This window comes from Pseudomonas sp. TE3786 (assembly GCF_054057335.1).
On record NZ_JBSRZF010000001.1, the window covers coordinates 169699 to 191913 of the forward strand.

The 22215-nt window shown below is 61.2% G+C and carries 19 protein-coding genes; 12 read left to right on the forward strand and 7 right to left on the reverse strand.

What is annotated here, in order from left to right; translation table 11 throughout:
* Positions 1-98: 98 nt before the first annotated feature.
* The 4 genes from leuA to xseA all read right to left on the reverse strand — a co-directional run bounded on the left by leuA (position 99) and on the right by xseA (position 5790).
* Positions 99-1775, reverse strand: a complete 1677-nt coding sequence (gene leuA / locus ACVW0Y_RS00780; protein ID WP_457435396.1) for a 2-isopropylmalate synthase — start codon at positions 1773-1775, stop codon at positions 99-101.
* Positions 1776-2143: 368 nt separating this feature from the next.
* Positions 2144-3394 (reverse strand): mechanosensitive ion channel family protein, encoded by a 1251-nt coding sequence (locus ACVW0Y_RS00785; RefSeq protein WP_457435397.1) that lies wholly within the window; start codon positions 3392-3394, stop codon positions 2144-2146.
* Between the two features lie 159 nt (positions 3395-3553).
* Positions 3554-4384, reverse strand: a complete 831-nt coding sequence (locus ACVW0Y_RS00790; protein ID WP_457435398.1) for a peptidoglycan DD-metalloendopeptidase family protein — start codon at positions 4382-4384, stop codon at positions 3554-3556.
* A 26-nt stretch (positions 4385-4410) separates the two neighbouring features.
* Positions 4411-5790 (reverse strand): exodeoxyribonuclease VII large subunit, encoded by a 1380-nt coding sequence (xseA, locus tag ACVW0Y_RS00795; protein WP_457435819.1) that lies wholly within the window; start codon positions 5788-5790, stop codon positions 4411-4413.
* An 82-nt stretch (positions 5791-5872) separates the two neighbouring features.
* Between xseA and ACVW0Y_RS00800 the strand changes: the two genes are divergently transcribed.
* The 5 genes from ACVW0Y_RS00800 (at position 5873) to tadA (ending at position 11839) form a co-directional block, all read left to right on the forward strand.
* Positions 5873-6427, forward strand: coding sequence for a sugar ABC transporter ATPase (locus ACVW0Y_RS00800; protein WP_457435399.1), 555 nt, complete (start codon positions 5873-5875; stop codon positions 6425-6427).
* A gap of 181 nt (positions 6428-6608) precedes the next feature.
* Positions 6609-8078: an IMP dehydrogenase gene (guaB, locus tag ACVW0Y_RS00805; RefSeq protein ID WP_457435402.1), complete on the forward strand. Its 1470-nt coding sequence runs from the start codon at positions 6609-6611 to the stop codon at positions 8076-8078.
* 99 nt (positions 8079-8177) lie between these two features.
* On the forward strand, positions 8178-9755 hold the full coding sequence (gene guaA, locus ACVW0Y_RS00810; protein ID WP_108095793.1) for a glutamine-hydrolyzing GMP synthase: 1578 nt from the start codon (positions 8178-8180) through the stop codon (positions 9753-9755).
* A gap of 224 nt (positions 9756-9979) precedes the next feature.
* The gene (locus tag ACVW0Y_RS00815) at positions 9980-11350 is read left to right on the forward strand and encodes a multicopper oxidase family protein (protein ID WP_457435404.1); all 1371 of its coding nucleotides are present in this window, start codon (positions 9980-9982) and stop codon (positions 11348-11350) included.
* A 3-nt stretch (positions 11351-11353) separates the two neighbouring features.
* Complete coding sequence (tadA, locus tag ACVW0Y_RS00820) at positions 11354-11839, forward strand: tRNA adenosine(34) deaminase TadA (protein ID WP_457435405.1); 486 nt, start codon at positions 11354-11356, stop codon at positions 11837-11839.
* Positions 11840-11914: 75 nt separating this feature from the next.
* Here the strand turns inward: tadA and mltF are convergent, their stop codons facing one another.
* Positions 11915-13381, reverse strand: a complete 1467-nt coding sequence (gene mltF / locus ACVW0Y_RS00825; RefSeq protein ID WP_457435407.1) for a membrane-bound lytic murein transglycosylase MltF — start codon at positions 13379-13381, stop codon at positions 11915-11917.
* 166 nt (positions 13382-13547) lie between these two features.
* Between mltF and purL the strand changes: the two genes are divergently transcribed.
* The 3 genes from purL (at position 13548) to ACVW0Y_RS00840 (ending at position 18230) form a co-directional block, all read left to right on the forward strand.
* Complete coding sequence (gene purL / locus ACVW0Y_RS00830) at positions 13548-17444, forward strand: phosphoribosylformylglycinamidine synthase (RefSeq protein ID WP_457435408.1); 3897 nt, start codon at positions 13548-13550, stop codon at positions 17442-17444.
* Positions 17445-17560: 116 nt separating this feature from the next.
* Positions 17561-17743, forward strand: a complete 183-nt coding sequence (locus ACVW0Y_RS00835) for a CDGSH iron-sulfur domain-containing protein (RefSeq protein ID WP_457435410.1) — start codon at positions 17561-17563, stop codon at positions 17741-17743.
* 169 nt (positions 17744-17912) lie between these two features.
* Positions 17913-18230, forward strand: coding sequence for an NGG1p interacting factor NIF3 (locus ACVW0Y_RS00840; RefSeq protein ID WP_457435411.1), 318 nt, complete (start codon positions 17913-17915; stop codon positions 18228-18230).
* A 124-nt stretch (positions 18231-18354) separates the two neighbouring features.
* Here the strand turns inward: ACVW0Y_RS00840 and ACVW0Y_RS00845 are convergent, their stop codons facing one another.
* Positions 18355-18858 carry a L,D-transpeptidase family protein gene (locus ACVW0Y_RS00845; RefSeq protein ID WP_457435412.1) on the reverse strand — a complete coding sequence of 168 codons (504 nt, stop codon included), beginning with the start codon at positions 18856-18858 and terminating at the stop codon, positions 18355-18357.
* A 52-nt stretch (positions 18859-18910) separates the two neighbouring features.
* Positions 18911-19465: an NUDIX hydrolase gene (locus ACVW0Y_RS00850; protein ID WP_457435413.1), complete on the reverse strand. Its 555-nt coding sequence runs from the start codon at positions 19463-19465 to the stop codon at positions 18911-18913.
* A 155-nt stretch (positions 19466-19620) separates the two neighbouring features.
* Here ACVW0Y_RS00850 and ACVW0Y_RS00855 point away from each other — a divergent pair, with 155 nt between their 5' ends.
* The 4 genes from ACVW0Y_RS00855 to purT are packed head-to-tail and all read left to right on the forward strand — an operon-like array spanning position 19621 to position 22213.
* Complete coding sequence (locus ACVW0Y_RS00855) at positions 19621-20223, forward strand: CoA pyrophosphatase (protein WP_457435415.1); 603 nt, start codon at positions 19621-19623, stop codon at positions 20221-20223.
* 41 nt (positions 20224-20264) lie between these two features.
* Positions 20265-20789 (forward strand): gamma carbonic anhydrase family protein, encoded by a 525-nt coding sequence (locus ACVW0Y_RS00860; protein WP_457435416.1) that lies wholly within the window; start codon positions 20265-20267, stop codon positions 20787-20789.
* Positions 20786-21001, forward strand: coding sequence for a DUF1289 domain-containing protein (locus ACVW0Y_RS00865; RefSeq protein ID WP_457435820.1), 216 nt, complete (start codon positions 20786-20788; stop codon positions 20999-21001). The genes ACVW0Y_RS00860 and ACVW0Y_RS00865 overlap by 4 nt, the downstream gene beginning before the upstream one ends.
* A gap of 30 nt (positions 21002-21031) precedes the next feature.
* Positions 21032-22213, forward strand: a complete 1182-nt coding sequence (gene purT, locus ACVW0Y_RS00870; RefSeq protein WP_457435417.1) for a formate-dependent phosphoribosylglycinamide formyltransferase — start codon at positions 21032-21034, stop codon at positions 22211-22213.
* Positions 22214-22215 lie beyond the last annotated feature (2 nt).

Consider the following 22215-nt stretch of genomic DNA (forward strand, 5'->3'; position numbering starts at 1 on the left):
CGATCAGAAGCATCGCGGCTGAAGCCGCTCCTACGAGTTTCCGGGCATAAAAAAGGGGCGCTCGTTGCCGGGCGCCCCTTGGGTGTTGCTGCTGACAATCACGCCGCCTGAGTGTTTTCCTCGGCCTGTTTCAAGGCGCGGTTAAGGGCGCTGAACAAGGCACGGAAGCTGGCGGTGGTGATGTTTTCGTCGATGCCGACGCCAAACACCGGACGCCCACCATTCAGGCGCACTTCGATATAGGCCGCGGCTTTGGCATTGGCACCGGCACCGATGGCGTGCTCGTGGTAGTCGATGATTTCCAGGTTCTGTGGCAAGGCGGCCACCAGCGCTTCCAGCGGACCTTTGCCGGTGCCGTGTTTGCGCCGCAGTTCACCGCTGACGCTGACATCGATGTCAACGTTGCAGATGCCGTTTTCTTCCTGCAGGCGATGGCTTTTCAGCACATAGGGGCTGGCCGCTTGCAGGTACTCGTTCTGCAACAGGCCGTAGATCTGCTCGGCGGTCATTTCCAGGCCGAGGCGGTCGGTTTCCTTCTGCACCACTTGGCTGAATTCGATTTGCATGCGCCGTGGCAGGCTGATGCCGTATTCCTGTTCGAGCAGGAAGGTGATGCCGCCTTTGCCCGACTGGCTGTTGACGCGAATCACCGCCTCGTAGCTGCGGCCGATATCGGCCGGGTCGATTGGCAGGTATGGCACTTCCCAAACGCCGTCTTCTTTCTGCTGGGCGAAGCCCTTGCGGATTGCATCCTGGTGCGAGCCGGAGAACGCGGTGTGGACCAGATCGCCGACATAGGGGTGACGCGGGTGTACCGGCAACTGGTTGCAGTCTTCCACCACCTTGCGCACGGTATCGATGTCGGAGAAGTCCAGCTGTGGGTCGATGCCCTGGGTGTAGAGGTTCAGCGCCACGGTCACCAGGCAGACGTTGCCGGTGCGCTCGCCGTTGCCGAACAGGCAGCCTTCCACGCGGTCGGCGCCGGCCATCAGGCCCAGCTCGGTGGCGGCTACGCCGGTGCCACGGTCATTGTGGGTGTGCAGGCTGATCAGCACGCTGTCACGCCGATCGACATGACGGCAGAACCATTCGATCTGGTCGGCATAGTTGTTCGGCGTGGCGTTTTCGATGGTTGCCGGCAGGTTGAGAATCAGCGGTTTGGCCGGGGTCGGCTGGAACACCGCGATCACCGCGTTGCACACCTCCACCGAGAAATCGATTTCAGTGGAGCTGAATACTTCCGGCGAATACTCGAAACCCCACTGGGTTTGCGGCGCAGCGTCGGCCAGGCGCTTGATGATCTGCCCGGCATGCACGGCGATTTCTTTTACGCCGTTCTTGTCCTGGTTGAAGACGATGCGGCGGAAGCTCGGCGCGCAGGCGTTGTAGTAGTGAACGATGGCTTTCTTGGCGCCCTTGAGCGATTCGAAGGTGCGCTCGATCAGGTCTTCACGGGCCTGGGTCAGTACCTGGATGGTGACGTCATCGGGAATATGGCCGCCTTCGATCAGCTCGCGGACGAAGTCGAAGTCGGTTTGCGAAGCGGACGGAAAGCCCACTTCGATTTCCTTCAAGCCCACGGCCAGCAGGGTCTTGAAGAAACGCATTTTCTTGTCGGCATCCATCGGCTCGATCAGCGATTGGTTGCCATCACGCAGGTCGGTGCTCAGCCAGATCGGCGCCTTGTCGATCACCTTGCTCGGCCAGGTGCGGTCGGGAATGTTGATCGGGGTGAAGGCGCGGTATTTGTTCGATGGATCTTTGAGCATGCTCATGGCGAAGTCCTTTAAGTAGCGTGGCCAGATGAGGGTGGCCGACCGGTGAAACTGCTGTAGCTAAAGAGTAGTGCGGGGCGAGGTGAGCAGTCAGCTTTGCAGTCGCGGACTGACCAGGCACAGGCAGGCGTGTTGGCGCAGCAGAATGAGGGTATGGGACGTTTTCATGCGGTTAACCCTATTTGCTTGGGTTGAATATGGCAAGGCTTGCTGAAAATTTGGTGATTTGTAGCGTGATGGCCGGTTTGCGGAGAGAAAGTTGTCTCGAATTTCCGCAAAGCTTACAAATATTGCGCGGGGTGTAGGGCGAATGCCGCCGAGGCGGTCGATTGGCGAACCGGCGGATATCGCCCGTGGCGATATCCGCCCTACGGAGCGGGGCTGCGTTCGGCTTGGTACGCACGCATATCCGCACCACTGGGGTGCTGGAATACCCGCAAACCAAACTCCGGAAGAATCGCCAGCATATGGTCGAAGATGTCCGACTGAATGGCTTCGTACGGCACCCAGGCCGTGGTGTTGGTAAAGCAATACAGCTCCAGCGGCAGGCCGTCGGCCAGGGGGCTGAGCTGGCGCACCAGCAGGGTCATGTCCTGGCGAATGCCCTGGTGCTGGCGCAGATAGTTCTCCACATAGGCGCGGAAGGTGCCGATATTGGTGACGCGCCGGGTGTTCAACGCCACCCGCAACGGTTCCTCCAGCTGACTGTTCCAGCTCATCAGCTCGCTTTCCTTGCTCTTCAGGTACGGTGCCAGCAGCTTGAACTGGCGCAGGTGCTCGATTTCTTCAGGGCTGAGAAAGTGCACGCTGTTCTGATCCAGATGCAGGCTGCGCTTGATCCGCCGGCCGCCTGCTTCCTGCATGCCGCGCCAGTTTTTGAACGAGTCGCTGATAAAGCGTTTGGTCGGGATAGTGGTGATGGTCTTGTCCCAGTTCTGCACTTTTACCGTGTGCAGGGCGATATCGATCACGTCGCCATCCGCGTTCAGCTGGGGCATCTCCACCCAGTCGCCGACGCGGATGATGTCATTGGAGGAAATCTGCACGCTGGCCACCAGCGACAACAAAGTGTCCTGAAAAATCAGCAACAGCACCGCGGCCATGGCACCAAGGCCAGAGAGCAGAATCAGCGGCGAGCGGTCCACCAGGGTGGCGATCATCAACACGGTGGCGATGGCGTAGATAACGATCTTCACCACCTGGAAGTAGCCCTTGAGGGGCCGCAGGTGGGCGTCGGGGCGGCGCTCGTAAAACGAATTGGCCAGGGTCAGCGTGCCGCTCAGGGCCAGGGCAATGGTCAGCACGATAAAGGCACCGCAGACATTGCGCGTCACCGTAATCAACGCGTGCGGCAGGTCGGGGATCAGTTCTACGCCATTGGCCAGAATCAGCGCCGGCACCACATTGGCCAGGCGGGCAATGATGTGCGAGCGGGCCAGGGCTTTGTCCTGGCCCAGGTGGGTGGCGCGCAGAAAACGGTAGAAGCCGCGCACCAGCACGCGCTTGATCAGCCAGTTGGCCAGCCACGCGGCGACGAGCAGCAGAATCAGCGACAGCAGGCTGTACAGATAGGGAAAGCGCGCTAGCCACTGCAGGGCGGTGTCGTACTGCTGTTCCATGGTTATCGTCGTCCTGTGGTGCGGTTAATGCCTGGGGCTAGGTTGTATCTGTAGGGCATTAAAATCAAAAGCTCGCGGCTGAAGCCCCTCCCAGAGAGAACGTGGTTGCCTGTGGGAGGGGCTTCAACCGCGATTATTTTGATCTATTCCACGCCGTCTCTACGGCTCAAAGGCACCGATAAAAATCGCCGGGTCCACCCGTGCATCATTCAAGCTGATATTCCAGTGCATATGCGGCCCGGTGGCACGACCGGTTGCGCCGACCTTGCCCACTACAGCGCCGCGTGGCAACTGCTGGCCGAGCTTCACGTCGATCTTCGACATATGGCAGAACATGCTGATAAAGCCCTGGCCATGGTCGACAAATACCGTGTTGCCGTTAAAGAAATAGTTGCCGATGAGAATTACCTTGCCGGCCGCCGGGGTCTTGATCGCTGTGCCGGCGCCCACGGCGAAGTCCAGGCCCGAATGCGGGTTGCGTTCTTCGCCATTGAAGAAGCGTCGCACGCCAAAGCGGCTGGAGAGTGGCCCGTTGACCGGTTTGTCGAGTAGCAGATTGCTCGGTGTGCCCGGGCTGAAGCTTTGGTAGGCGCGGGTCTGTTCGGCCAGTTCCTTGTCGATGCGCTTGAGATCGGCCGGGTTCGGATTGACCTGGCGCTGGTTCTTCAGGGTGATGCGCTGTTCGGCGTAGCGCTTGCTGCCCACCTTGAAACCGAGGGTACGGCTGCCGCTGCCATCCTTGGCGACAATGCTTTGCGCGCCGGCCTTGCTGGTCAGCGGCAGGCCGACAATCGCCAGCCAGCGTTGCCCTTGTTCATGCACCACCAACACCGGTTTGCCCTGGTAGCTGGCGGTAGGCGTGCCGGTGCCGGGGCCGAGGTCGATCACTGCCACCCCACCGGGTACCGGCTTGTTCAGCAAGCGGCTGAGATAGCTGTCGGCGTGGACGGGAAGGGCAAGGCAGAGCAGCAAGGACAACAGCACACGCATGGTGGACGCCTATATAAAGAGGGAAATCAGTCCAGCAGCGATAGGGTTACTGGGGTCAGGTGATTGTCTTCCACCCGTACCTCCAGCTCGCCTTCACCCAGCCGCGCCTTCAGGCGTTGCCCGGGTCGGGTCTGTGCCGCGCTGCGAATGGCTTTGCCGCGCTCATCGAGCAGGATGCTGTAGCCGCGTCCCAGGGTGGCCAAGGGACTAAAGGCATTCAGGGTTTGCGCCTGGGCTTGCAGCTGCTGGCGGCGGTCTTTCAGGGTTTCGCGCATGGCCCGTGGCAAGCGTTCGCTGAGGCTATCCAGGCGTTGGCGTAGCAAGGCCAGGGCGCGCCCGGGATGTTGCCCAGCCAGGCGCATATCCAGACGGGCGAGCCGTTCCTGTCGTTGTTGCAGACTGCGTTCGAAGGCACGGCGCAGACGCATATCCAGATCGTCCAGGCGTTGTGCTTGCTGACGCAGGCGCTCGCCAGGGTGACGCAGGCGGCGGCTGATGCCCTCCAGACGCAGGCGTTCGCGCTCGATGCGGTTGTGCATCCGCAGCACCAGGCGGCGATGCAGACTATTCAGGCGCTGCACCAGTTCATTGGCATCCGGGGCCAGCAGCTCGGCAGCGGCGGAGGGCGTAGGGGCGCGCACGTCGGCGACGAAATCACTGATCGATACATCGGTTTCATGGCCGACGGCGCTGATGATCGGCGTCTGGCAGGCGGCGATGGCACGGGCCACCAGCTCTTCGTTAAAGCACCAGAGGTCTTCCAGCGAACCGCCGCCACGGGCCAGGATCAGCGCGTCGAAGCCTTGCCGGTCGGCAATCTGCAGAGCGCGGACAATCTGCCCGGTGGCCTCACGGCCCTGCACGGCAGTGGGGATCAGGGTCAGCTGGATCTGCGGCGCGCGGCGGCGGAACACACTGATAATGTCGCGAATCACCGCGCCAGTGGGCGAGCTGACGACGCCAATGCGCTGAGGGTGTGCGGGTAGGACGATTTTGTTTTCGGCGGCGAACAGGCCTTCGTTGCTGAGCTTTTCCTTTAACGCCTCGAATGCCAGACGCAGGGCACCATCGCCGGCGGGCTCGACGCTGTCGAGGATCAACTGGTAGTCGCCCCGGCCTTCAAACAGCGACACCTTGCCGCGCACCTTCACCGCCAGGCCATCGCGCAATGCCTGACGCACACGGGCGGCGTTCTGCCGGAACAGCGCGCAGCGCACCTGGGCGTTGCTGTCTTTGAGGGTGAAATACACATGCCCGGAGGCGGGCTTGGCCAGGTTGGAGATTTCACCTTCCACCCAGATATTGCTGAACACATCCTCCAGCAATACACGGGCGCGGCCGTTGAGCTGGCTGACGGTAAGTACTTCGCGGTCGAGACCGAGGCGTTGGAACGGGTCGTTGATCATGGCGGGCATGATAGAGGCTTAGGCGCGTCGAGCCCAAGCCCTGGCCTGTTAAACTGCCGGCTGTTTCGGTTTGGAGCCGGTCATGGCAGAGCAACAACATATTCTGGTGCCGCAGATTTCCACTTTCCCCAACCATGAAGCGCGGGCGCGCCTGATTCTGCGTTGGCTGGTGCAACGCGATATCGTCCAGGCCGAGTTGAGCACTTGCGGGCGTACCGGCAACCGTATGGCCTACGCCATCGCTCCGGGGGCCAAGCGTGTTGTGCTGCGCCCGGAGCTGCTGCCGTTCAAGCGTCCGGTAAATGGCTTGGAAGTGGTGACCCGGCGCTGCATCTTTACCCCGACCCAGGGCTTTCTCGAAGAAGCCGGCTGCCCGCAGTGCCGCAAGGAAGTCGGCGAGGCACTGTTCGACAGCCTGGACGAGTGGATGCCCAAGGTCAGCGACAACTTCACCTGCCCGCTGTGCGGCTTTGAAGATGACATCAATGGCTTTCTGTTTTTGCAGCCCTGCGGCTTTTCCAATCTGGGCTTTATCTTCAATAACTGGGGCGAGGCGGGGTTCAAGCCGTCCTTTATAGAAGAGTTTGGGGAGCGATTGGGTTATCCGGTCCGCCAAGTAACCGTAGATTGTCCTTGATCTCGTAGGAGTGGCTTCAGCCGCGATGCTTTGCATAAAAGCGACCCTTTTTCGCGGCTGAAGCTGCTCCTACAGAAAACGGAGAAAACCCTGATCGATCTAATTAACCTTTTGCATTGAGCCCAAGTACCCGCGTGGGTATAATGGCGCGCTTCCATTTTCCCGTCCGGGAGCCCCCGCCATGCTGCGTATCAGTCAAGAAGCTCTAACCTTCGACGACGTCCTTCTAATTCCAGGTTATTCCGAAGTTCTGCCCAAAGACGTCAGCCTTAAAACTCGACTGACCCGTGGTATCGAACTGAACATCCCGCTGATTTCCGCAGCGATGGATACCGTGACCGAGTCCCGTCTGGCCATTGCCATGGCCCAGGAAGGCGGCATCGGCATCATCCACAAGAACATGACCATCGAGCAGCAGGCTGCCGAAGTGCGCAAAGTGAAGCGCTTCGAGTCTGGTGTAGTGAAAGATCCGATCACCATCGAAGCCGATGCCACCGTACGTGACCTGTTCGATCTGACCCGTCAGAACAACATTTCCGGCGTGCCGGTGCTGCACGACGGCGACCTGGTCGGCATCGTCACTTCCCGTGACGTGCGTTTCGAAAGCCGTCTGGATGCCAAAGTCCGCGACGTGATGACCCCCAAAGAGCGTCTGGTCACCGTCCGCGAAGGTGCCGACAAGCAAGAAGCTCGCGAGCTGCTGCACAAGCACCGCATCGAGCGCGTGCTGATCGTCGACGAAGCCTTCAACCTCAAAGGCATGATGACCGTCAACGACATCGAAAAAGCCAAGGCTTACCCCTTCGCCAGCAAGGATGACCAAGGTCGTCTGCGCGTGGGTGCTGCTGTAGGTACCGGTGCTGACACTGGTGATCGCGTGACCGCACTGGTCGCTGCCGGCGTTGACGTGGTGGTGGTCGATACTGCCCACGGTCACTCCAAAGGCGTGATCGACCGCGTGCGTTGGGTTAAACAGAACTTCCCGCAAGTGCAGGTCATCGGCGGCAACATCGCCACCGGCGCTGCTGCCAAGGCCCTGGCCGACGCCGGCGCTGACGCGGTGAAAGTCGGTATCGGCCCAGGCTCGATCTGCACCACCCGTATCGTGGCCGGTGTAGGCGTTCCGCAAATCTCCGCCGTTTCCAACGTTGCTGCTGCCCTTGAAGGTACCGGCGTACCGTTGATTGCCGATGGCGGCATCCGTTTCTCCGGTGACCTGTCCAAGGCCATCGTGGCTGGTGCCTCCTGCGTGATGATGGGCTCGATGTTCGCCGGTACTGAAGAAGCGCCAGGCGAAGTCGAACTGTTCCAGGGCCGCTCGTACAAGGCCTACCGTGGCATGGGTTCGCTGGGCGCCATGGCACAGACCCAAGGTTCCTCCGACCGTTATTTCCAGGACTCCGCCGCTGGTGCCGAGAAGCTGGTACCGGAAGGCATCGAAGGCCGTGTGCCATACAAAGGCCCACTGGCGGCGATCATCCATCAACTGATGGGTGGCCTGCGTGCTTCGATGGGCTACACCGGCTGCGCCACCATCGAGCAGATGCGTACCGAACCTGAGTTCGTACGGATCACTGGTGCAGGCATGGCCGAGTCGCACGTACACGACGTTCAAATCACTAAAGAAGCCCCTAACTACCGAGTAGGGTGAGGCTTTAAGCAAATCGTTAAGCAACCGGGGCTGTTTTATTCAGCCCCGAGTTGTTTCTGAATCACGACTGTTACTGATTGACTTAGACGAGACTGAATCATGGCCCTCGATATTCACGCTCACCGCATCCTGATCCTCGACTTCGGTTCCCAGTACACCCAGCTGATCGCCCGCCGCGTGCGCGAGATCGGTGTGTACTGCGAGCTGCACCCGTTCGACATGGACGATGAAGCGATTCGCGAATTCGCGCCCAAGGGCGTGATTCTCGCTGGCGGCCCAGAGTCGGTTCACGTTGCCGACAGCCCGCGTTGCCCGCAGGCGGTGTTCGACCTTGGCGTGCCGGTTTTCGGTATCTGCTACGGCATGCAGACCATGGCCGAGCAACTGGGCGGCAAGGTGGAAGGCTCCGAGCTGCGTGAATTCGGTTATGCCCGCGTCGACGTGGTCGGCAAAAGCCGCCTGCTGGACGGCATCGAAGACCACGTGGATGCCGATGGCCTGTTCGGTCTCGATGTGTGGATGAGCCACGGTGACAAGGTCACCAAGATGCCGGAAGACTTCCACATCCTGGCCAGCACCCCGAGCTGCCCGATTGCCGGCATGTTCAACGATGACCGCCGTTACTACGGCGTGCAATTCCACCCGGAAGTGACCCACACCAAACAGGGCGGTCGCATCCTCTCCCGTTTCATCCTCGACATCTGCGGCTGCGAAGCACTGTGGACCCCGTCGAAAATCGCCGAAGACGCCATCGCTCAGGTGCGCGCCCAGGTGGGTACCGATAACGTGCTGCTGGGCCTGTCCGGCGGCGTCGATTCCTCGGTAGTTGCCGCGCTGCTGCACAAAGCCATCGGCGACCAACTGACCTGCGTCTTCGTCGACAACGGCCTGCTGCGCCTGCACGAAGGCGAGCAAGTGATGGCCATGTTCGCCGAGAACATGGGCGTCAAAGTGATTCGCGCCAACGCCGAAGAGCAGTTCCTGGGCAACCTGGCCGGCGAAGCCGACCCGGAGAAAAAGCGCAAAATCATCGGCCGTACCTTTATCGACGTATTCGATGCCGAGTCCTGCAAGCTGGACAACATCAAGTACCTCGCCCAGGGCACCATCTACCCGGACGTAATCGAGTCGGCTGGCGCCAAAAGCGGCAAGGCCCACGTGATCAAGTCGCACCACAACGTCGGTGGCCTGCCGGAAGAAATGAACCTGAAACTGGTCGAGCCGCTGCGCGAACTGTTCAAGGACGAAGTTCGTCGCCTGGGTCTGGAACTCGGCCTGCCGTACGACATGGTCTACCGCCACCCATTCCCCGGCCCGGGCCTGGGTGTGCGGATTCTCGGTGAAGTGAAAAAGGAATACGCCGACCTGCTGCGTCGCGCCGACCACATCTTTATCGAAGAACTGCGCAAAGCCGACTGGTACCACAAAGTCAGCCAGGCATTCGTGGTGTTCCAGCCGGTGAAATCCGTCGGCGTGGTTGGCGATGGCCGCCGTTACGCCTGGGTCGTGGCCCTGCGCGCGGTGGAAACCATCGACTTCATGACTGCTCGTTGGGCGCATCTGCCGTATGAACTGTTGGAAACGGTGAGCGGCCGGATCATTAACGAGATCGAAGGCATTTCCCGCGTTACTTACGATGTGAGCAGCAAGCCGCCAGCAACCATCGAGTGGGAGTGAGTTCCCCCGAGAGTTCCTAGGCTAAGACCAGGCAAGGCGCCCCGCAGCTTTAAGCGCAGCGTACTGTAGTACGTGAGCATTAAAGCGAGGACGCAACGCCGCCTGGTCGACGACTAGGGACTCGTCCCGCAAGCCGGTCCGTCAGAGACCGGCTATCAAAACTTCAAGCCTGATGGGCCAGCGTGTTGTTCTAGAAAGTCCCCTATCTAGAGGTGTCTGTACCCATGTCTTTTACGCGTCGACAAATTCTCGGTGGCCTGCTCGGTTTGACTGCGGTGGGCTTTTCTGCCGGTGGAGTTCGTTATTGGCTGGGACGGCCATTGGGTAGCACTACCCATGATTACGAGTTGATCGCTGCACCCATGGATCTGGAGCTGGTGGCGGGCCACAAGACACCGGCCTGGGCGTATAACGGTTCGGCACCGGGCGTCGAGTTGCGTAGCCGTCAGGGTGAGTGGCTGCGGGTGCGCTTTATCAACAAGCTCAGCGAGCCCACCACCATCCACTGGCATGGCATCCGCCTGCCGCTGGAAATGGATGGTGTGCCCTATGTGTCGCAGCTGCCGGTATTGCCCGGCGAGTATTTCGACTATCAGTTCAAGACGCCGGACGCCGGCAACTACTGGTACCACCCCCATGTGTTGAGCAGTGAGCAGCTGGGCCATGGCCTGGTCGGTCCGCTGGTGGTGGAGGAGCGTGAGCCGACCGGTTTCAAGCACGAGCGCTCGCTCAGTCTGAAGACCTGGCATATCGATGCCGAGGGTGCCTTTACGCCATTCAGCATTCCCCGTGAAGCGGCGCGTGGCGGTACCGCCGGCAGCTATTCGACGATCAATGCCGAGCACTTGCCGACCATCGACTTGCCGGCCGGGCAGATCGTTCGTCTGCGCATTTTCAACCTCGACAACACCGTGACCTATCGCCTCAATCTGCCGGGTGCCGACGCGCGCCTGTACGCGCTGGACGGCAACCCGATCGAGCCGCGGCCGTTCGGCAAGGAGTACTGGATCGGTCCGGGTATGCGTTTGTGCCTGGCGATCAAAGTGCCGGAAGCTGGCGTCGAGTTGCCGCTGCGCAACGGGCCGGTGCGGCTGGCCACCTTGCGTTCGGTAGCCAGCGAAGAGGCAGCAGCGAGCGACTGGCCGCCACAGATTCCGGCCAACCCGATTGCCGAGCCGGATTTGCAAAATGCCGAAGTGCTGGACTTCAAGTTCGAATGGGTGGGTGCCGTGTCGGTGACCACCAATGGCCGCGCGCCGGCCTTCTGGCAAATCAACGGCAAGGCCTGGGATATCAACGACAAGACCTGTGCCGACCGGCCCCTCGCCAAGATGAAACTGGGGCAGAGTTATATCCTTGAGTTCCGCAACATGGCTCAGTACCAGCACCCCATCCATCTGCACGGCATGAGCTTTAAAGTGCTGAGCTCGGACCGCAAGAAAATCATTCCGTACTTCACGGACACCTACTTGCTGGGCAAGAACGAGAATGCACGGGTCGCCCTGGTGGCGGATAACCCAGGGGTGTGGATGTTCCATTGCCATGTCATCGACCATATGGAAACCGGCCTGATGGCCTCGATTCTTGTTGAGTAAACGATGAGAAAACCGCAGATCATCGACCGCAGCCAGGACTCGCACTTTATGCGCGAGGCCCTCACGCTCGCCGCCCAAGGTGCCAGCCTGGGAGAGGTGCCGGTGGGTGCGGTGCTGGTGCAGGAGGGGCAGGTGATCGGCCGCGGCTTCAACTGCCCGATCACCACGCACGACCCCAGCGCCCATGCCGAGATGGTCGCCATTCGGGCCGCTGCCGGTGCGGTGGAAAACTACCGGCTGCCGGGCAGCACCCTGTACGTCACCCTGGAACCGTGCAGCATGTGCGCCGGGCTGCTGGTGCATGCGCGGGTCAACCGCGTGGTATTTGGCGCCACCGAGCCCAAGGCCGGTATCGTGCAAAGCCGCGGCAAGTTCTTTGACCAGATCTTTCTCAACCACCGGGTGCTGGTGGAGGGCGGGGTGTTGGCGGAGGAGTGCAGTGCGGTGCTCAGTGAGTTCTTCAAGCAGCGCCGAGCGAAGCCAGATTAAAAAACATCGCGGCTGAAGCCGCTCCTACGAGATCGCACAATCCGTAGGAGCGGCTTCAGCCGCGATGCTCTTGTTCTACAACGCCGCGGGGCCGCTGTCGTCCGGCTTGCGCTTGTCGATGCTTGGAATATGCAGGTTGCCTTCGGCCATCTGCCCGCCTTCCAGTTGCGGCTGGGTTACCCAGGTGAGGATGTCGTAGTAGCGGCGGATGTTCTGCACGAAATGCACGGTTTCGCCGCCACGGGCATAGCCGTATTTGGTCTTGCTGTACCACTGCTTCTGCGACAGGCGCGGCAGCATGGTTTTCACGTTCAGCCACTTGTTCGGGTCCAGGCCTTCTGCTTCCGCCAACTTGCGTGCGTCGCCCAGATGCGCGATGCCGATGTTGTAAGCGGCCAGGGCAAACCAGGTACGGTCCGGCTCTGCCAGCTCGGGGGCCAGATTTTCCAGGATCGAGGCGAAGTATTTGCTGCCGCCGTTAATGCTCTGTTTGGGGTCCAGGCGGTTGGATACGCCCATGGCTTCGGCGGTGTTCTGGGTCAGCATCATCAGGCCGCGCACGCCAGTCTTCGAGGTGGCGTTGGGTTGCCACAGCGACTCCTGGTAACCGATGGCCGCCAGCAGGCGCCAGTCCAGTTCATAGGTCTTGCCGTTCTGGCGGAAGTGCTGCTCGTAGCGCGGCAGGCGTTGCTGCAAGTGTTTGGCAAAGGTGTAGGCACCGACGTAACCCAGAACATCGACATGGCCGTAGTAGCGGTCTTTCAGGCGTTGCAGCACGCCATTGATCTTCACCCGCTCAAGAAAGGCGTTGACCTCTTTCACCAGGCTGTCATCGGTACCCGGTGGAAAGGCCCAGCCCAGGGTGTTGGCGTCGCCGAAGTCGAAGGCTACGCGCACATTGGGGAAGTACACCTGGTTCATCGCCAGTTCGTTGGAGTCCACCAGGGTCAGGTCGATCTGCCCTTCGTCGACCATGCGCAGCAGGTCGACGATCTCCACCGCATCCGACTCCTCATATTGCAGCTCGGGGAGTTGCGCCTTGAGCGTCGCCAGTTGCTCGGCGTGGCTGCTGCCCTTGAGCACCAGGATACGTTTGTTGAGCAGATCTTCCGGGCGGGTCGGGCGGTTTTCGCCATTGCGGTAGATGATCTGTGGGGTGACTTCCAGGTATGGCTGGGAGAAGCGCGCCTGGTTCATTCGCCCCTGGCTGCTGACCAGACCGGCGGCGGCCAGGGCCGGGCCGTTTTCCTGATTGAGGCGGGAAAAGATTTCGTCGAGGTTATCGGCGGTCTCGATCTTCAGCTCGACACCCAGGTCATCGGCGAAGCGTTTGACCAGTTCGTACTCGAAGCCGGTTTCGCCATTGCGGTCCTGAAAGTAAGTGGCTGGGCTGTTACGGGTGAGCACCCGCAGCACGCCATCCTTCTGGATGCGCTCAAGGGCCGTCGGCTGAGGCTCGCTACAGCCCCAGAGCAGCATAAGAATGGCAGTCGCCGCCAACCATTTATGGGGGCGTGTGCGCAGCGTCGTGTGTGCAAGCATCGGCGGAGTATACGCAAAGCGCTGAGGTCGCCATATCTCGACAGCCGGGGAGCTTCTCTGCTAGCGCAAAACTGTCGACTGGGTCCCCGTCACGAGTGCCTTGGCGGGAGCTTTGGGTTAGAATGCACGGCCTCAAAGCATTCCCCTTCCCGAGGCTTTCCCCGAGATGTTGATCCTGCGCGGCGCTCCTGCCCTTTCTGCCTTCCGCCACGGCAAGTTACTCGAGCAACTGACTGCCAAAGTCCCCGCTGTTACAGCGGTGTACGCCGAGTTTGCCCACTTTGCCGAGGTGACCGGTCTGCTCAACGGCGACGAAGAGAAAGTGCTCGCCCGCTTGCTCAAGTACGGCCCGAGTGTGCCGGTGCAAGAGCCAAGCGGCCGTCTGTTCCTGGTGCTGCCGCGTTTCGGCACCATCTCCCCGTGGTCCAGCAAGGCCAGCGATATCGCTCGCAACTGCGGCCTGGCGAAGATCCAGCGTCTGGAGCGCGGCATCGCCTATTACGTGGCTGGTACGCTCAGCGACGCTGACGCCGAGCTGGTTGCCGCCGCGTTGCACGACCGCATGACCCAGCTGGTGCTGGGCGATCTGGAACAGGCCGCAGGGCTGTTCAGCCACGCCCAGCCCAAGCCGCTGACCGCTGTTGACGTATTGAACGGTGGTCGCGCCGCGCTGGAAAAAGCCAACAGCGACCTCGGTCTGGCCCTGGCCGACGACGAAATCGATTATCTGGTCGCCGCCTTCGTAAAACTGGGGCGCAACCCGCACGACATCGAACTGATGATGTTCGCCCAGGCCAACTCCGAGCATTGCCGCCACAAGATCTTCAATGCCAGCTGGGATATCGACGGCGAGAATCAGGAAAAAAGCCTGTTCGGCATGATCAAGAACACCTTCCAGATGCACGGCGAAGGTGTGTTGTCGGCTTATAAAGACAACGCCGCCGTAATCGAAGGTTCGGTCGCCGGGCGCTTCTTCCCGAACTCGGAAACCCGCCAGTACGGCGCGGTGCAAGAGCCGGTGCATATCCTGATGAAGGTGGAAACCCATAACCACCCGACCGCCATCGCCCCATTCCCCGGTGCGTCCACCGGTTCCGGTGGCGAGATTCGCGACGAAGGTGCCACCGGTCGCGGTGCCAAGCCCAAAGCCGGCCTGACCGGTTTCACCGTGTCCAACCTGCAGATCCCAGGCTTCGAACAACCGTGGGAAACCCCATACGGCAAGCCTGAGCGCATCGTGACTGCGCTGGACATCATGATCGAAGGCCCGCTCGGCGGTGCCGCGTTCAACAACGAATTCGGTCGTCCGGCCCTCACCGGGTACTTCCGTACCTTCGAGCAAAAAATCAGCACCCCCCACGGCGACGAAGTGCGCGGTTACCACAAGCCGATCATGCTTGCCGGTGGTATGGGCAACATCCGCGCTGAACACGTACAAAAAGCCGAGATCACCGTCGGCTCCAAGCTGATCGTGCTCGGTGGCCCGGCCATGCTGATCGGCCTGGGCGGCGGTGCTGCCTCGTCGATGGCCACCGGTGCCAGCTCTGCCGACCTCGACTTCGCCTCCGTACAACGGGAAAACCCGGAAATGGAGCGCCGTTGCCAGGAAGTGATCGACCGCTGCTGGCAGCTGGGTGACAAGAACCCCATCAGCTTTATCCACGATGTCGGCGCGGGCGGTTTGTCCAACGCCTTCCCGGAACTGGTCAACGACGGCGGCCGCGGCGGCCGCTTCGAACTGCGCGCCGTTCCGAACGACGAACCGGGCATGGCCCCGCACGAAATCTGGTGCAACGAGTCCCAGGAACGGTATGTACTGGCCGTCGATGCCGCCGACTTTGAAACCTTCAACGCCATCTGCGAGCGCGAGCGCTGCCCGTTTGCCGTGGTCGGTGAAGCCCTGGCCGAACCACAACTGACCGTGGCCGACAGCCATTTCGGCAACAACGCCGTCGATATGCCGCTGGAGGTTCTGCTGGGCAAGGCTCCACGCATGCACCGTTCGGCGGTGCGTGAAGCCGAGCTGGGCGATGATTTCGACGCCGCCAGCCTCGACCTCAAAGAAGCCGTGACCCGTGTGCTGCATCACCCGGCCGTGGCCAGCAAAAGCTTCCTGATCACCATCGGTGACCGCACCATTACCGGTCTGGTTGCCCGCGACCAGATGGTTGGCCCGTGGCAAGTGCCGGTGGCCGACTGCGCCGTCACCACCACCAGCTTCGACGTGTATACCGGCGAAGCCATGGCCATGGGTGAGCGCACGCCGCTGGCCTTGCTCAACGCCCCGGCTTCCGGCCGTATGGCGATTGGCGAAACCCTGACCAACATCGCCGCGTCGCGCATTGGCAAGATTTCCGACATCAAACTGTCGGCCAACTGGATGTCCGCTGCTGGTCACCCCGGTGAAGACGCCCGTCTGTACGACACCGTGAAAGCGGTCGGTATGGAGCTGTGCCCGGAGCTGGGTATCACCATTCCGGTCGGCAAAGACTCGATGTCGATGAAAACCCGCTGGAGCGAAGAGGGCACCGACAAGAGCGTGACCTCGCCGCTGTCGCTGATCGTCACCGGCTTCGCCCCGGTACTCGACGTGCGTAAAACCCTGACCCCGCAACTGCGCATGGACAAGGGCGAGACTGACCTGATTCTGATCGACCTCGGTCGCGGCCAGAACCGCATGGGTGCCTCGATCCTGGCCCAGGTGTACGGCCAATTGGCACGCCAGGCGCCGGACGTCGACGACGCTGAAGACCTCAAGGCCTTCTTCGCCGTGATCCAGGGCTTGAATGCCGACGGCAGCCTGCTGGCCTACCACGACCGCTCCGACGGTGGTCTGTTGGTCAGCGTGCTGGAAATGGCCTTTGCCGGTCACTGCGGCCTGAACATCGTCCTCGACACCGTGGCCCACAGCCGCGAAGAACTGGCCGCCGTGCTGTTCAACGAAGAGTTGGGCGCGGTAATCCAGGTGCGTCAGGACGCGACCCCGGAAGTGCTGGCGCAATTCAGCGCAGCCGGTCTGGGCGATTGCGTGGCCGTGATCGGTCAGCCGCTGAACAACGCCGAAGTGAACATCAGCTTCAACGGTCAGCCGGCCTTCACCGGCGAGCGCCGTATGTTGCAGCGTGAGTGGGCGGCCACCAGTTATCAGGTGCAGCGCCTGCGCGACAACGTCGAGTGCGCCGAGCAGGAATTCGATGTGCTGCTGGACGAAGCCAACCCGGGTTTGAACGTGAAACTGGGCTTTGACGTCAACCAGGACATCGCCGCGCCCTACATCAAGAAAAACGTTCGTCCGCAAGTGGCGGTGCTGCGTGAGCAGGGTGTCAACGGCCAGGTGGAAATGGCCGCGGCCTTCGACCGCGCCGGCTTCAACGCCATCGACGTGCATATGAGCGATATCCTCGCCGGTCGCGTCAGCCTGGAAGAGTTCAAAGGCCTGGTGGCCTGCGGTGGCTTCTCCTACGGCGACGTGCTGGGTGCCGGTGAAGGCTGGGCCAAGTCGGTGCTGTTCAACAGCCGTGCCCGCGATGCCTTCAGCGCCTTCTTCGAGCGCAAGGACAGCTTCACCCTCGGCGTGTGCAACGGTTGCCAGATGATGTCCAACCTGCACGAGCTGATTCCGGGCAGCGAGTTCTGGCCGCACTTCGTGCGTAACCGTTCCGAGCAGTTCGAAGCGCGGGTGGCCATGGTTCAGGTGCAGGAATCGGCGTCGATCTTCCTGCGTGATATGGCCGGTTCGCGGATGCCGATCGCCATCGCCCACGGTGAAGGCCATGCCGAGTTCGAAAGCGAGGAAGCCTTGCTGGAAGCGGATCTGTCCGGTTGTGTGTCGCTGCGCTTTATCGACAACCACGGCAAGGTCACCGAGAACTACCCGGCCAACCCTAACGGTTCGCCGCGTGGTATCACCGGTCTGACCAGCCGCGACGGCCGCGTGACCATCATGATGCCGCACCCGGAGCGGGTATTCCGCGCCGTGCAGAACTCCTGGAAACCGGAAGAGTGGGACGAGGACGGCGGCTGGATGCGCATGTTCCGCAATGCCCGCGTCTGGGTGAACTGACGGACTCTGAACAACGGGAGCAGGGCAAGCCTGCTTCCGGCAACTCTCCAACTCTTCCCGAGGTGCGCCCGCTTGAAGCAGGCGTCACCTTGCGGTTGTGTACCTGTGGTCGGTCGGTGCAACTGCCGGACTGCCGCTCCTCTTGTGAGAACGCCCTGATCTACACTGCCAAGCGTGAGCAACGTCTTTTGCTGTGTCGTTGTGGGCGGTCGGGCAACCTGCCGTTCTGTGATGGCAGCCATACCCAGCCGGCACCTTCCTGGCGGGCCAAGTGGCGGCGTTTTTGCTCGGGCTTGTGAGCAAATCGTCTAACCCTGGCTGAACGCGTGGCGCTCCATGGCACTCCAACAAGCACTGTGAAATTGCGCCCTTAGCTGCGAATGGGGCAATATGCCATCACTGAGTGCTGATTTATTAGCGCCAGTATCTTGCATTGGTAAAGCATGCGAATGCTCCGTGGAGACCACGATGTACAAGCTGTGTTTTTATGTTCCGGAAAGCCATCTGGACGTTGTTAAGAATGCTGTGTTTGGAGCGGGTGCGGGGCGCATAGGGAATTACGACAGCTGCTGTTGGCAGGCCCTCGGGCAGGGACAGTTTCGCCCTCTGACGGGCAGCAGTGCGTTTATAGGCCAGGCCGACGTGCTCGAGCACGTAGCGGAATGGAAGGTGGAGCTGGTGGTGGCGGATGAGCTGATTCATGACGCGGTGAAGGCACTACGCAAGGCGCATCCGTATGAGACGCCGGCGTTTGAGGTCTGGCGATTGTCGGATCTGGTTTTCTAAACCAAAAAGGCGTCGAGTGAGGCGCCTTTTTAATGATCCACAATCTCGTAAGAGCGGCTTCAGCCGCGATTGTGTTGATCTTTAAAAGCATCGCGGCTGAAACCGCGCCTACAAGCGCTCGGCGTTACGGACGAATTTCGATCAGCGTGCCGTCTTTCACCAAACTCCACACCTCACGCATATCGTCGTTCTTCATGGCGATACAGCCCTCGGTCCAGTCCAGGGTATTGAAGTACCACTCCGGGTATTCATCGTCGATCGGCGTGCCGTGGATCATGATCATGCCGCCCGGCGGTACGCCTTCCTTGCGGGCGTTGGCCTGGTCTTTGATGTTGGGGTAGGAGATGTGCATGGCCAGGTTGTAGTTGTCGCTGGTCTTGCGCCAGTCGATCCAGTAGTAACCTTCGGGGGTGCGGCTGTCGCCTTCGCGTTGCTTCGGCCCTTTGGGTTTCTTGCCCAGGGAGATGCGGTAGCTTTTCAGCGTCTCGCCTTTGTTTTGCAGCACCAACCGGTGCTCGGCTTTCATCACCAGCACCTTGTCCACCGTCTTGCCGTCCAGCGTGATGGTGGTGGAAGCGTGCGAAAACATCGCAAACGACAGGCAGACAGCAGTTAACAACCAGCGCATCAAGGTAGTTCCAGGGCTCGGGCCGCGTAAGGCGGCCGGCAATGTTGTGTGTTTAAACAGAGAGAAAGTGTGGGCGCAGAGCTTCTAGTGGCTCGTTGCGCACCGGGAAGTGTTGGGCCACCCGGTCGGCGAAGAAGCATTCTAAGGTACGCCCCACGGTCGGGAAAGCCAGCTCGGACCAAGGGATGTCGGCCTCATCGAACAGCTTCACTTCCAGGCTTTCTTCGCCCACGGCAAAGTCCAGGTCTGCCAGCTCGGCGCGGAAAAACACATACACCTGGCTGATATGGGGCAGGTCGTAAAGGCTGTAGAGCTCCAGGTTGCGCACCCGTGCGCAGGCTTCTTCCAAGGTTTCGCGCATGGCGGCCTCGGCCATGGTTTCGCTGTTTTCCATAAAACCGGCGGGCAGCGTCCAGAAACCACGACGGGGTTCGATGGCGCGCCGGCAGAGCAATACCTGATCGCCCCAGACCGGCAGGCAGCCAGCGACTATGCGCGGGTTTTGGTAATGGATGACCTGGCATTCATCGCACACATAACGCACCCGGTTATCGCCCTCGGGCACTCGCTGCGACACGCTGTGGCCGCACTGGCTGCAGTATTTCATCCCGTCTCCTGGGGCCTGGTTGCGGCTGTGTCGCGCATCTTCGCGTGCCCGGCCCTCCTGAGCAAGGCATGCCAGCAACCGCCGGGCGTAGGGCTTGGGCAGCTTTGCGCTTTCATGCCATCATGCCCGGCAGAACAAAAGACCGAGAATGCCCCATGCTCGATGAGATGCTCCAGCGCGTGCGCGACTACCAGCCAGTCGTTCTGGGCACCGACCGGAGCTTTCCAGAAGCCGCCGTTTTGGTGCCCATAACCCGCAGTGACACCCCTGAACTGGTGCTCACCCTGCGTGCCAGCGGGCTCTCGACCCATGGCGGCGAAGTGGCCTTCCCCGGCGGTCGTCGCGACCCCGAAGACCGCGATCTGGTGGCCACTGCCCTGCGCGAAGCGCAAGAGGAGATCGGCCTGCCGCCAGGCCTGGTGGAGGTGATCGGGCCGCTCAGCAGTCTGGTGTCGCGCCATGGCATTCAGGTAACCCCGTACGTTGGGGTGGTGCCGGACTTTGTGGAGTACCAGGCCAACGATGGCGAAATTGCCTCGGTGTTCAGCGTGCCGCTGGAGTTCTTCCGCAATGACCCGCGCGAGGTCACCCACCGTATCGATTACCGTGGGCGCGACTGGTATGTGCCCAGCTACCGGTACGGCGAGTACAAAATCTGGGGGCTGACCGCGATCATGGTGGTCGAACTGGTCAACTTGCTCTACGACGCCGGGATCTCCCTGCATCAGCCGCCGGACCATTACATCAGCCTGAGCTGAGCCGCTGTTGATTGCTTAAAAATTGCCGTGAGGAAACGCCGATGAAATACCGCTTGGGACAGTCGAGTGTGCAAACCCATCCCGAAAGCTGGGTCGCGCCCAACGCCACGCTGGTGGGCAAGGTCAAGCTGGAGCAGGGTGCCAGCGTATGGTTCAACGCGGTGCTGCGCGGCGACAACGAGTTGATTCATATCGGCCAGAACAGCAACGTGCAGGACGGCACCGTGATGCACACCGATATGGGCTTTCCGCTGAATATCGGCACCGGCGTGACCATCGGCCATAACGCCATGCTGCACGGCTGCAATGTCGGCGATTACAGCCTGATCGGCATCAACGCGGTGATCCTCAACGGTGCCAAGATCGGCAAATATTGCATCATCGGTGCCAATTCGCTGATCGGTGAAGGCAAGGAAATTCCCGATGGCTCGCTGGTGATGGGCTCCCCTGGCAAGGTAGTGCGCGAGCTGAATGAGCAGCAGAAGAAAATGCTCGAAGCCAGCGCCGCCCACTACGTTCATAATTCGCAGCGCTACGCTCGCGATCTGGTAGAGCAGGACGACTGATGGAAGCCGAACGCCCGGTGCGCTCGCCCTGCGTCAGCGTCTGCGCGCTGGATGACGACGACGTGTGCACCGGCTGCCAACGCACCGCTGATGAAATCATCCGCTGGGGCCGCATGGACAACGCCGAGCGCCGCCTGGTGCTCGGTTACTGCCTGCAGCGGGCCCGCGCCAGCGGCCTGCTGACCGAGCCGGGCAAACCCGTTAATACCTAACTTTTTAATTTGCACGTGAAGGAAAGCCTCATGCCTCGTATCGGAACCCCCTTGTCGCCCAGCGCGACGCGCGTCTTGCTGTGTGGCTCGGGTGAGCTGGGCAAGGAAGTGGTGATCGAGCTGCAGCGCCTGGGCGTTGAAGTGATTGCCGTGGACCGTTACCCGAACGCCCCGGCCATGCAGGTGGCGCATCGCAGCCACGTGGTCGACATGCTCGACGGTGCCGCGCTGCGCGCCGTGATCGAGCTGGAAAAGCCGCACTACATCGTGCCGGAAATCGAAGCCATCGCCACCGCCACCCTGGCCGAGCTGGAAACCGAAGGCTACACCGTGATCCCCACCGCGCGTGCCGCGCAGCTGACCATGAACCGTGAAGGCATCCGTCGCCTGGCCGCTGAAGAGCTGGGCCTGCCAACCTCGCCGTACCGCTTTGCCGACAGCTTCGAAGAAGCCAAGGCCGCCACCGAAGCACTGGGCTTCCCGTGCCTGATCAAGCCGATCATGAGTTCGTCGGGCAAAGGTCAGTCGGTACTGAAAAGCGCCGCTGATCTGCAAGCCGCCTGGGACTACGCTCAGGCTGGCGGCCGTGCTGGCAAGGGTCGGGTGATCGTCGAAGGCTTTATCGACTTCGACTACGAAATCGCCCTGCTCACCGTGCGTCACGTGGGCGGTACCACCTTCTGCCAGCCGGTCGGCCATCGTCAGGTTAAAGGCGACTATCAAGAGTCCTGGCAGCCACAGGTGATGAGCGACAAGGCTCGCGCCGAAGCCGAGCGCATTGCGCTGGCCGTGACGGGTTCGTTGGGTGGTCGTGGTCTGTTTGGCGTCGAGCTGTTCGTCAAAGGCGACCAGGTGTGGTTCTGCGAAATCTCCCCGCGTCCGCACGACACCGGCCTGGTTACCCTGATTTCTCAGGACCTGTCGGAATTCGCCCTGCACGCCCGCGCGATTCTCGGCCTGCCGATCCCCGCGATTCGCCAGTTGGGCCCATCGGCCTCGGCGGTGGTGCTGGTGGAAGGCAAGTCGACCCAGACCGCGTTCAGCAACCTCGGCGCTGCACTGAGCGAGCCGGACACCGCGTTGCGTCTGTTCGGCAAGCCGGAAGTGAATGGTCAGCGCCGCATGGGCGTGGCCCTGGCGCGTGATGAATCGACCGATGCAGCCCGCGCCAAAGCGACTCGCGCCGCTCAGGCGGTAGTGGTCGAGCTGTAAGC

Bases quoted from the DNA above. Each gene is read 5' to 3' on its own strand.
- leuA (WP_457435396.1), bottom strand. From the start codon at position 1,775: ATGAGCATGCTCAAAGATCCATCGAACAAATACCGCGCCTTCACCCCG.
- ACVW0Y_RS00785 (WP_457435397.1), bottom strand. From the start codon at position 3,394: ATGGAACAGCAGTACGACACCGCCCTGCAGTGGCTAGCGCGCTTTCCC.
- ACVW0Y_RS00790 (WP_457435398.1), bottom strand. From the start codon at position 4,384: ATGCGTGTGCTGTTGTCCTTGCTGCTCTGCCTTGCCCTTCCCGTCCAC.
- xseA (WP_457435819.1), bottom strand. From the start codon at position 5,790: ATGATCAACGACCCGTTCCAACGCCTCGGTCTCGACCGCGAAGTACTT.
- ACVW0Y_RS00800 (WP_457435399.1), top strand. From the start codon at position 5,873: ATGGCAGAGCAACAACATATTCTGGTGCCGCAGATTTCCACTTTCCCC.
- guaB (WP_457435402.1), top strand. From the start codon at position 6,609: ATGCTGCGTATCAGTCAAGAAGCTCTAACCTTCGACGACGTCCTTCTA.
- guaA (WP_108095793.1), top strand. From the start codon at position 8,178: ATGGCCCTCGATATTCACGCTCACCGCATCCTGATCCTCGACTTCGGT.
- ACVW0Y_RS00815 (WP_457435404.1), top strand. From the start codon at position 9,980: ATGTCTTTTACGCGTCGACAAATTCTCGGTGGCCTGCTCGGTTTGACT.
- tadA (WP_457435405.1), top strand. From the start codon at position 11,354: ATGAGAAAACCGCAGATCATCGACCGCAGCCAGGACTCGCACTTTATG.
- mltF (WP_457435407.1), bottom strand. From the start codon at position 13,381: ATGCTTGCACACACGACGCTGCGCACACGCCCCCATAAATGGTTGGCG.
- purL (WP_457435408.1), top strand. From the start codon at position 13,548: ATGTTGATCCTGCGCGGCGCTCCTGCCCTTTCTGCCTTCCGCCACGGC.
- ACVW0Y_RS00840 (WP_457435411.1), top strand. From the start codon at position 17,913: ATGTACAAGCTGTGTTTTTATGTTCCGGAAAGCCATCTGGACGTTGTT.
- ACVW0Y_RS00845 (WP_457435412.1), bottom strand. From the start codon at position 18,858: ATGCGCTGGTTGTTAACTGCTGTCTGCCTGTCGTTTGCGATGTTTTCG.
- ACVW0Y_RS00850 (WP_457435413.1), bottom strand. From the start codon at position 19,465: ATGAAATACTGCAGCCAGTGCGGCCACAGCGTGTCGCAGCGAGTGCCC.
- ACVW0Y_RS00855 (WP_457435415.1), top strand. From the start codon at position 19,621: ATGCTCGATGAGATGCTCCAGCGCGTGCGCGACTACCAGCCAGTCGTT.
- ACVW0Y_RS00860 (WP_457435416.1), top strand. From the start codon at position 20,265: ATGAAATACCGCTTGGGACAGTCGAGTGTGCAAACCCATCCCGAAAGC.
- purT (WP_457435417.1), top strand. From the start codon at position 21,032: ATGCCTCGTATCGGAACCCCCTTGTCGCCCAGCGCGACGCGCGTCTTG.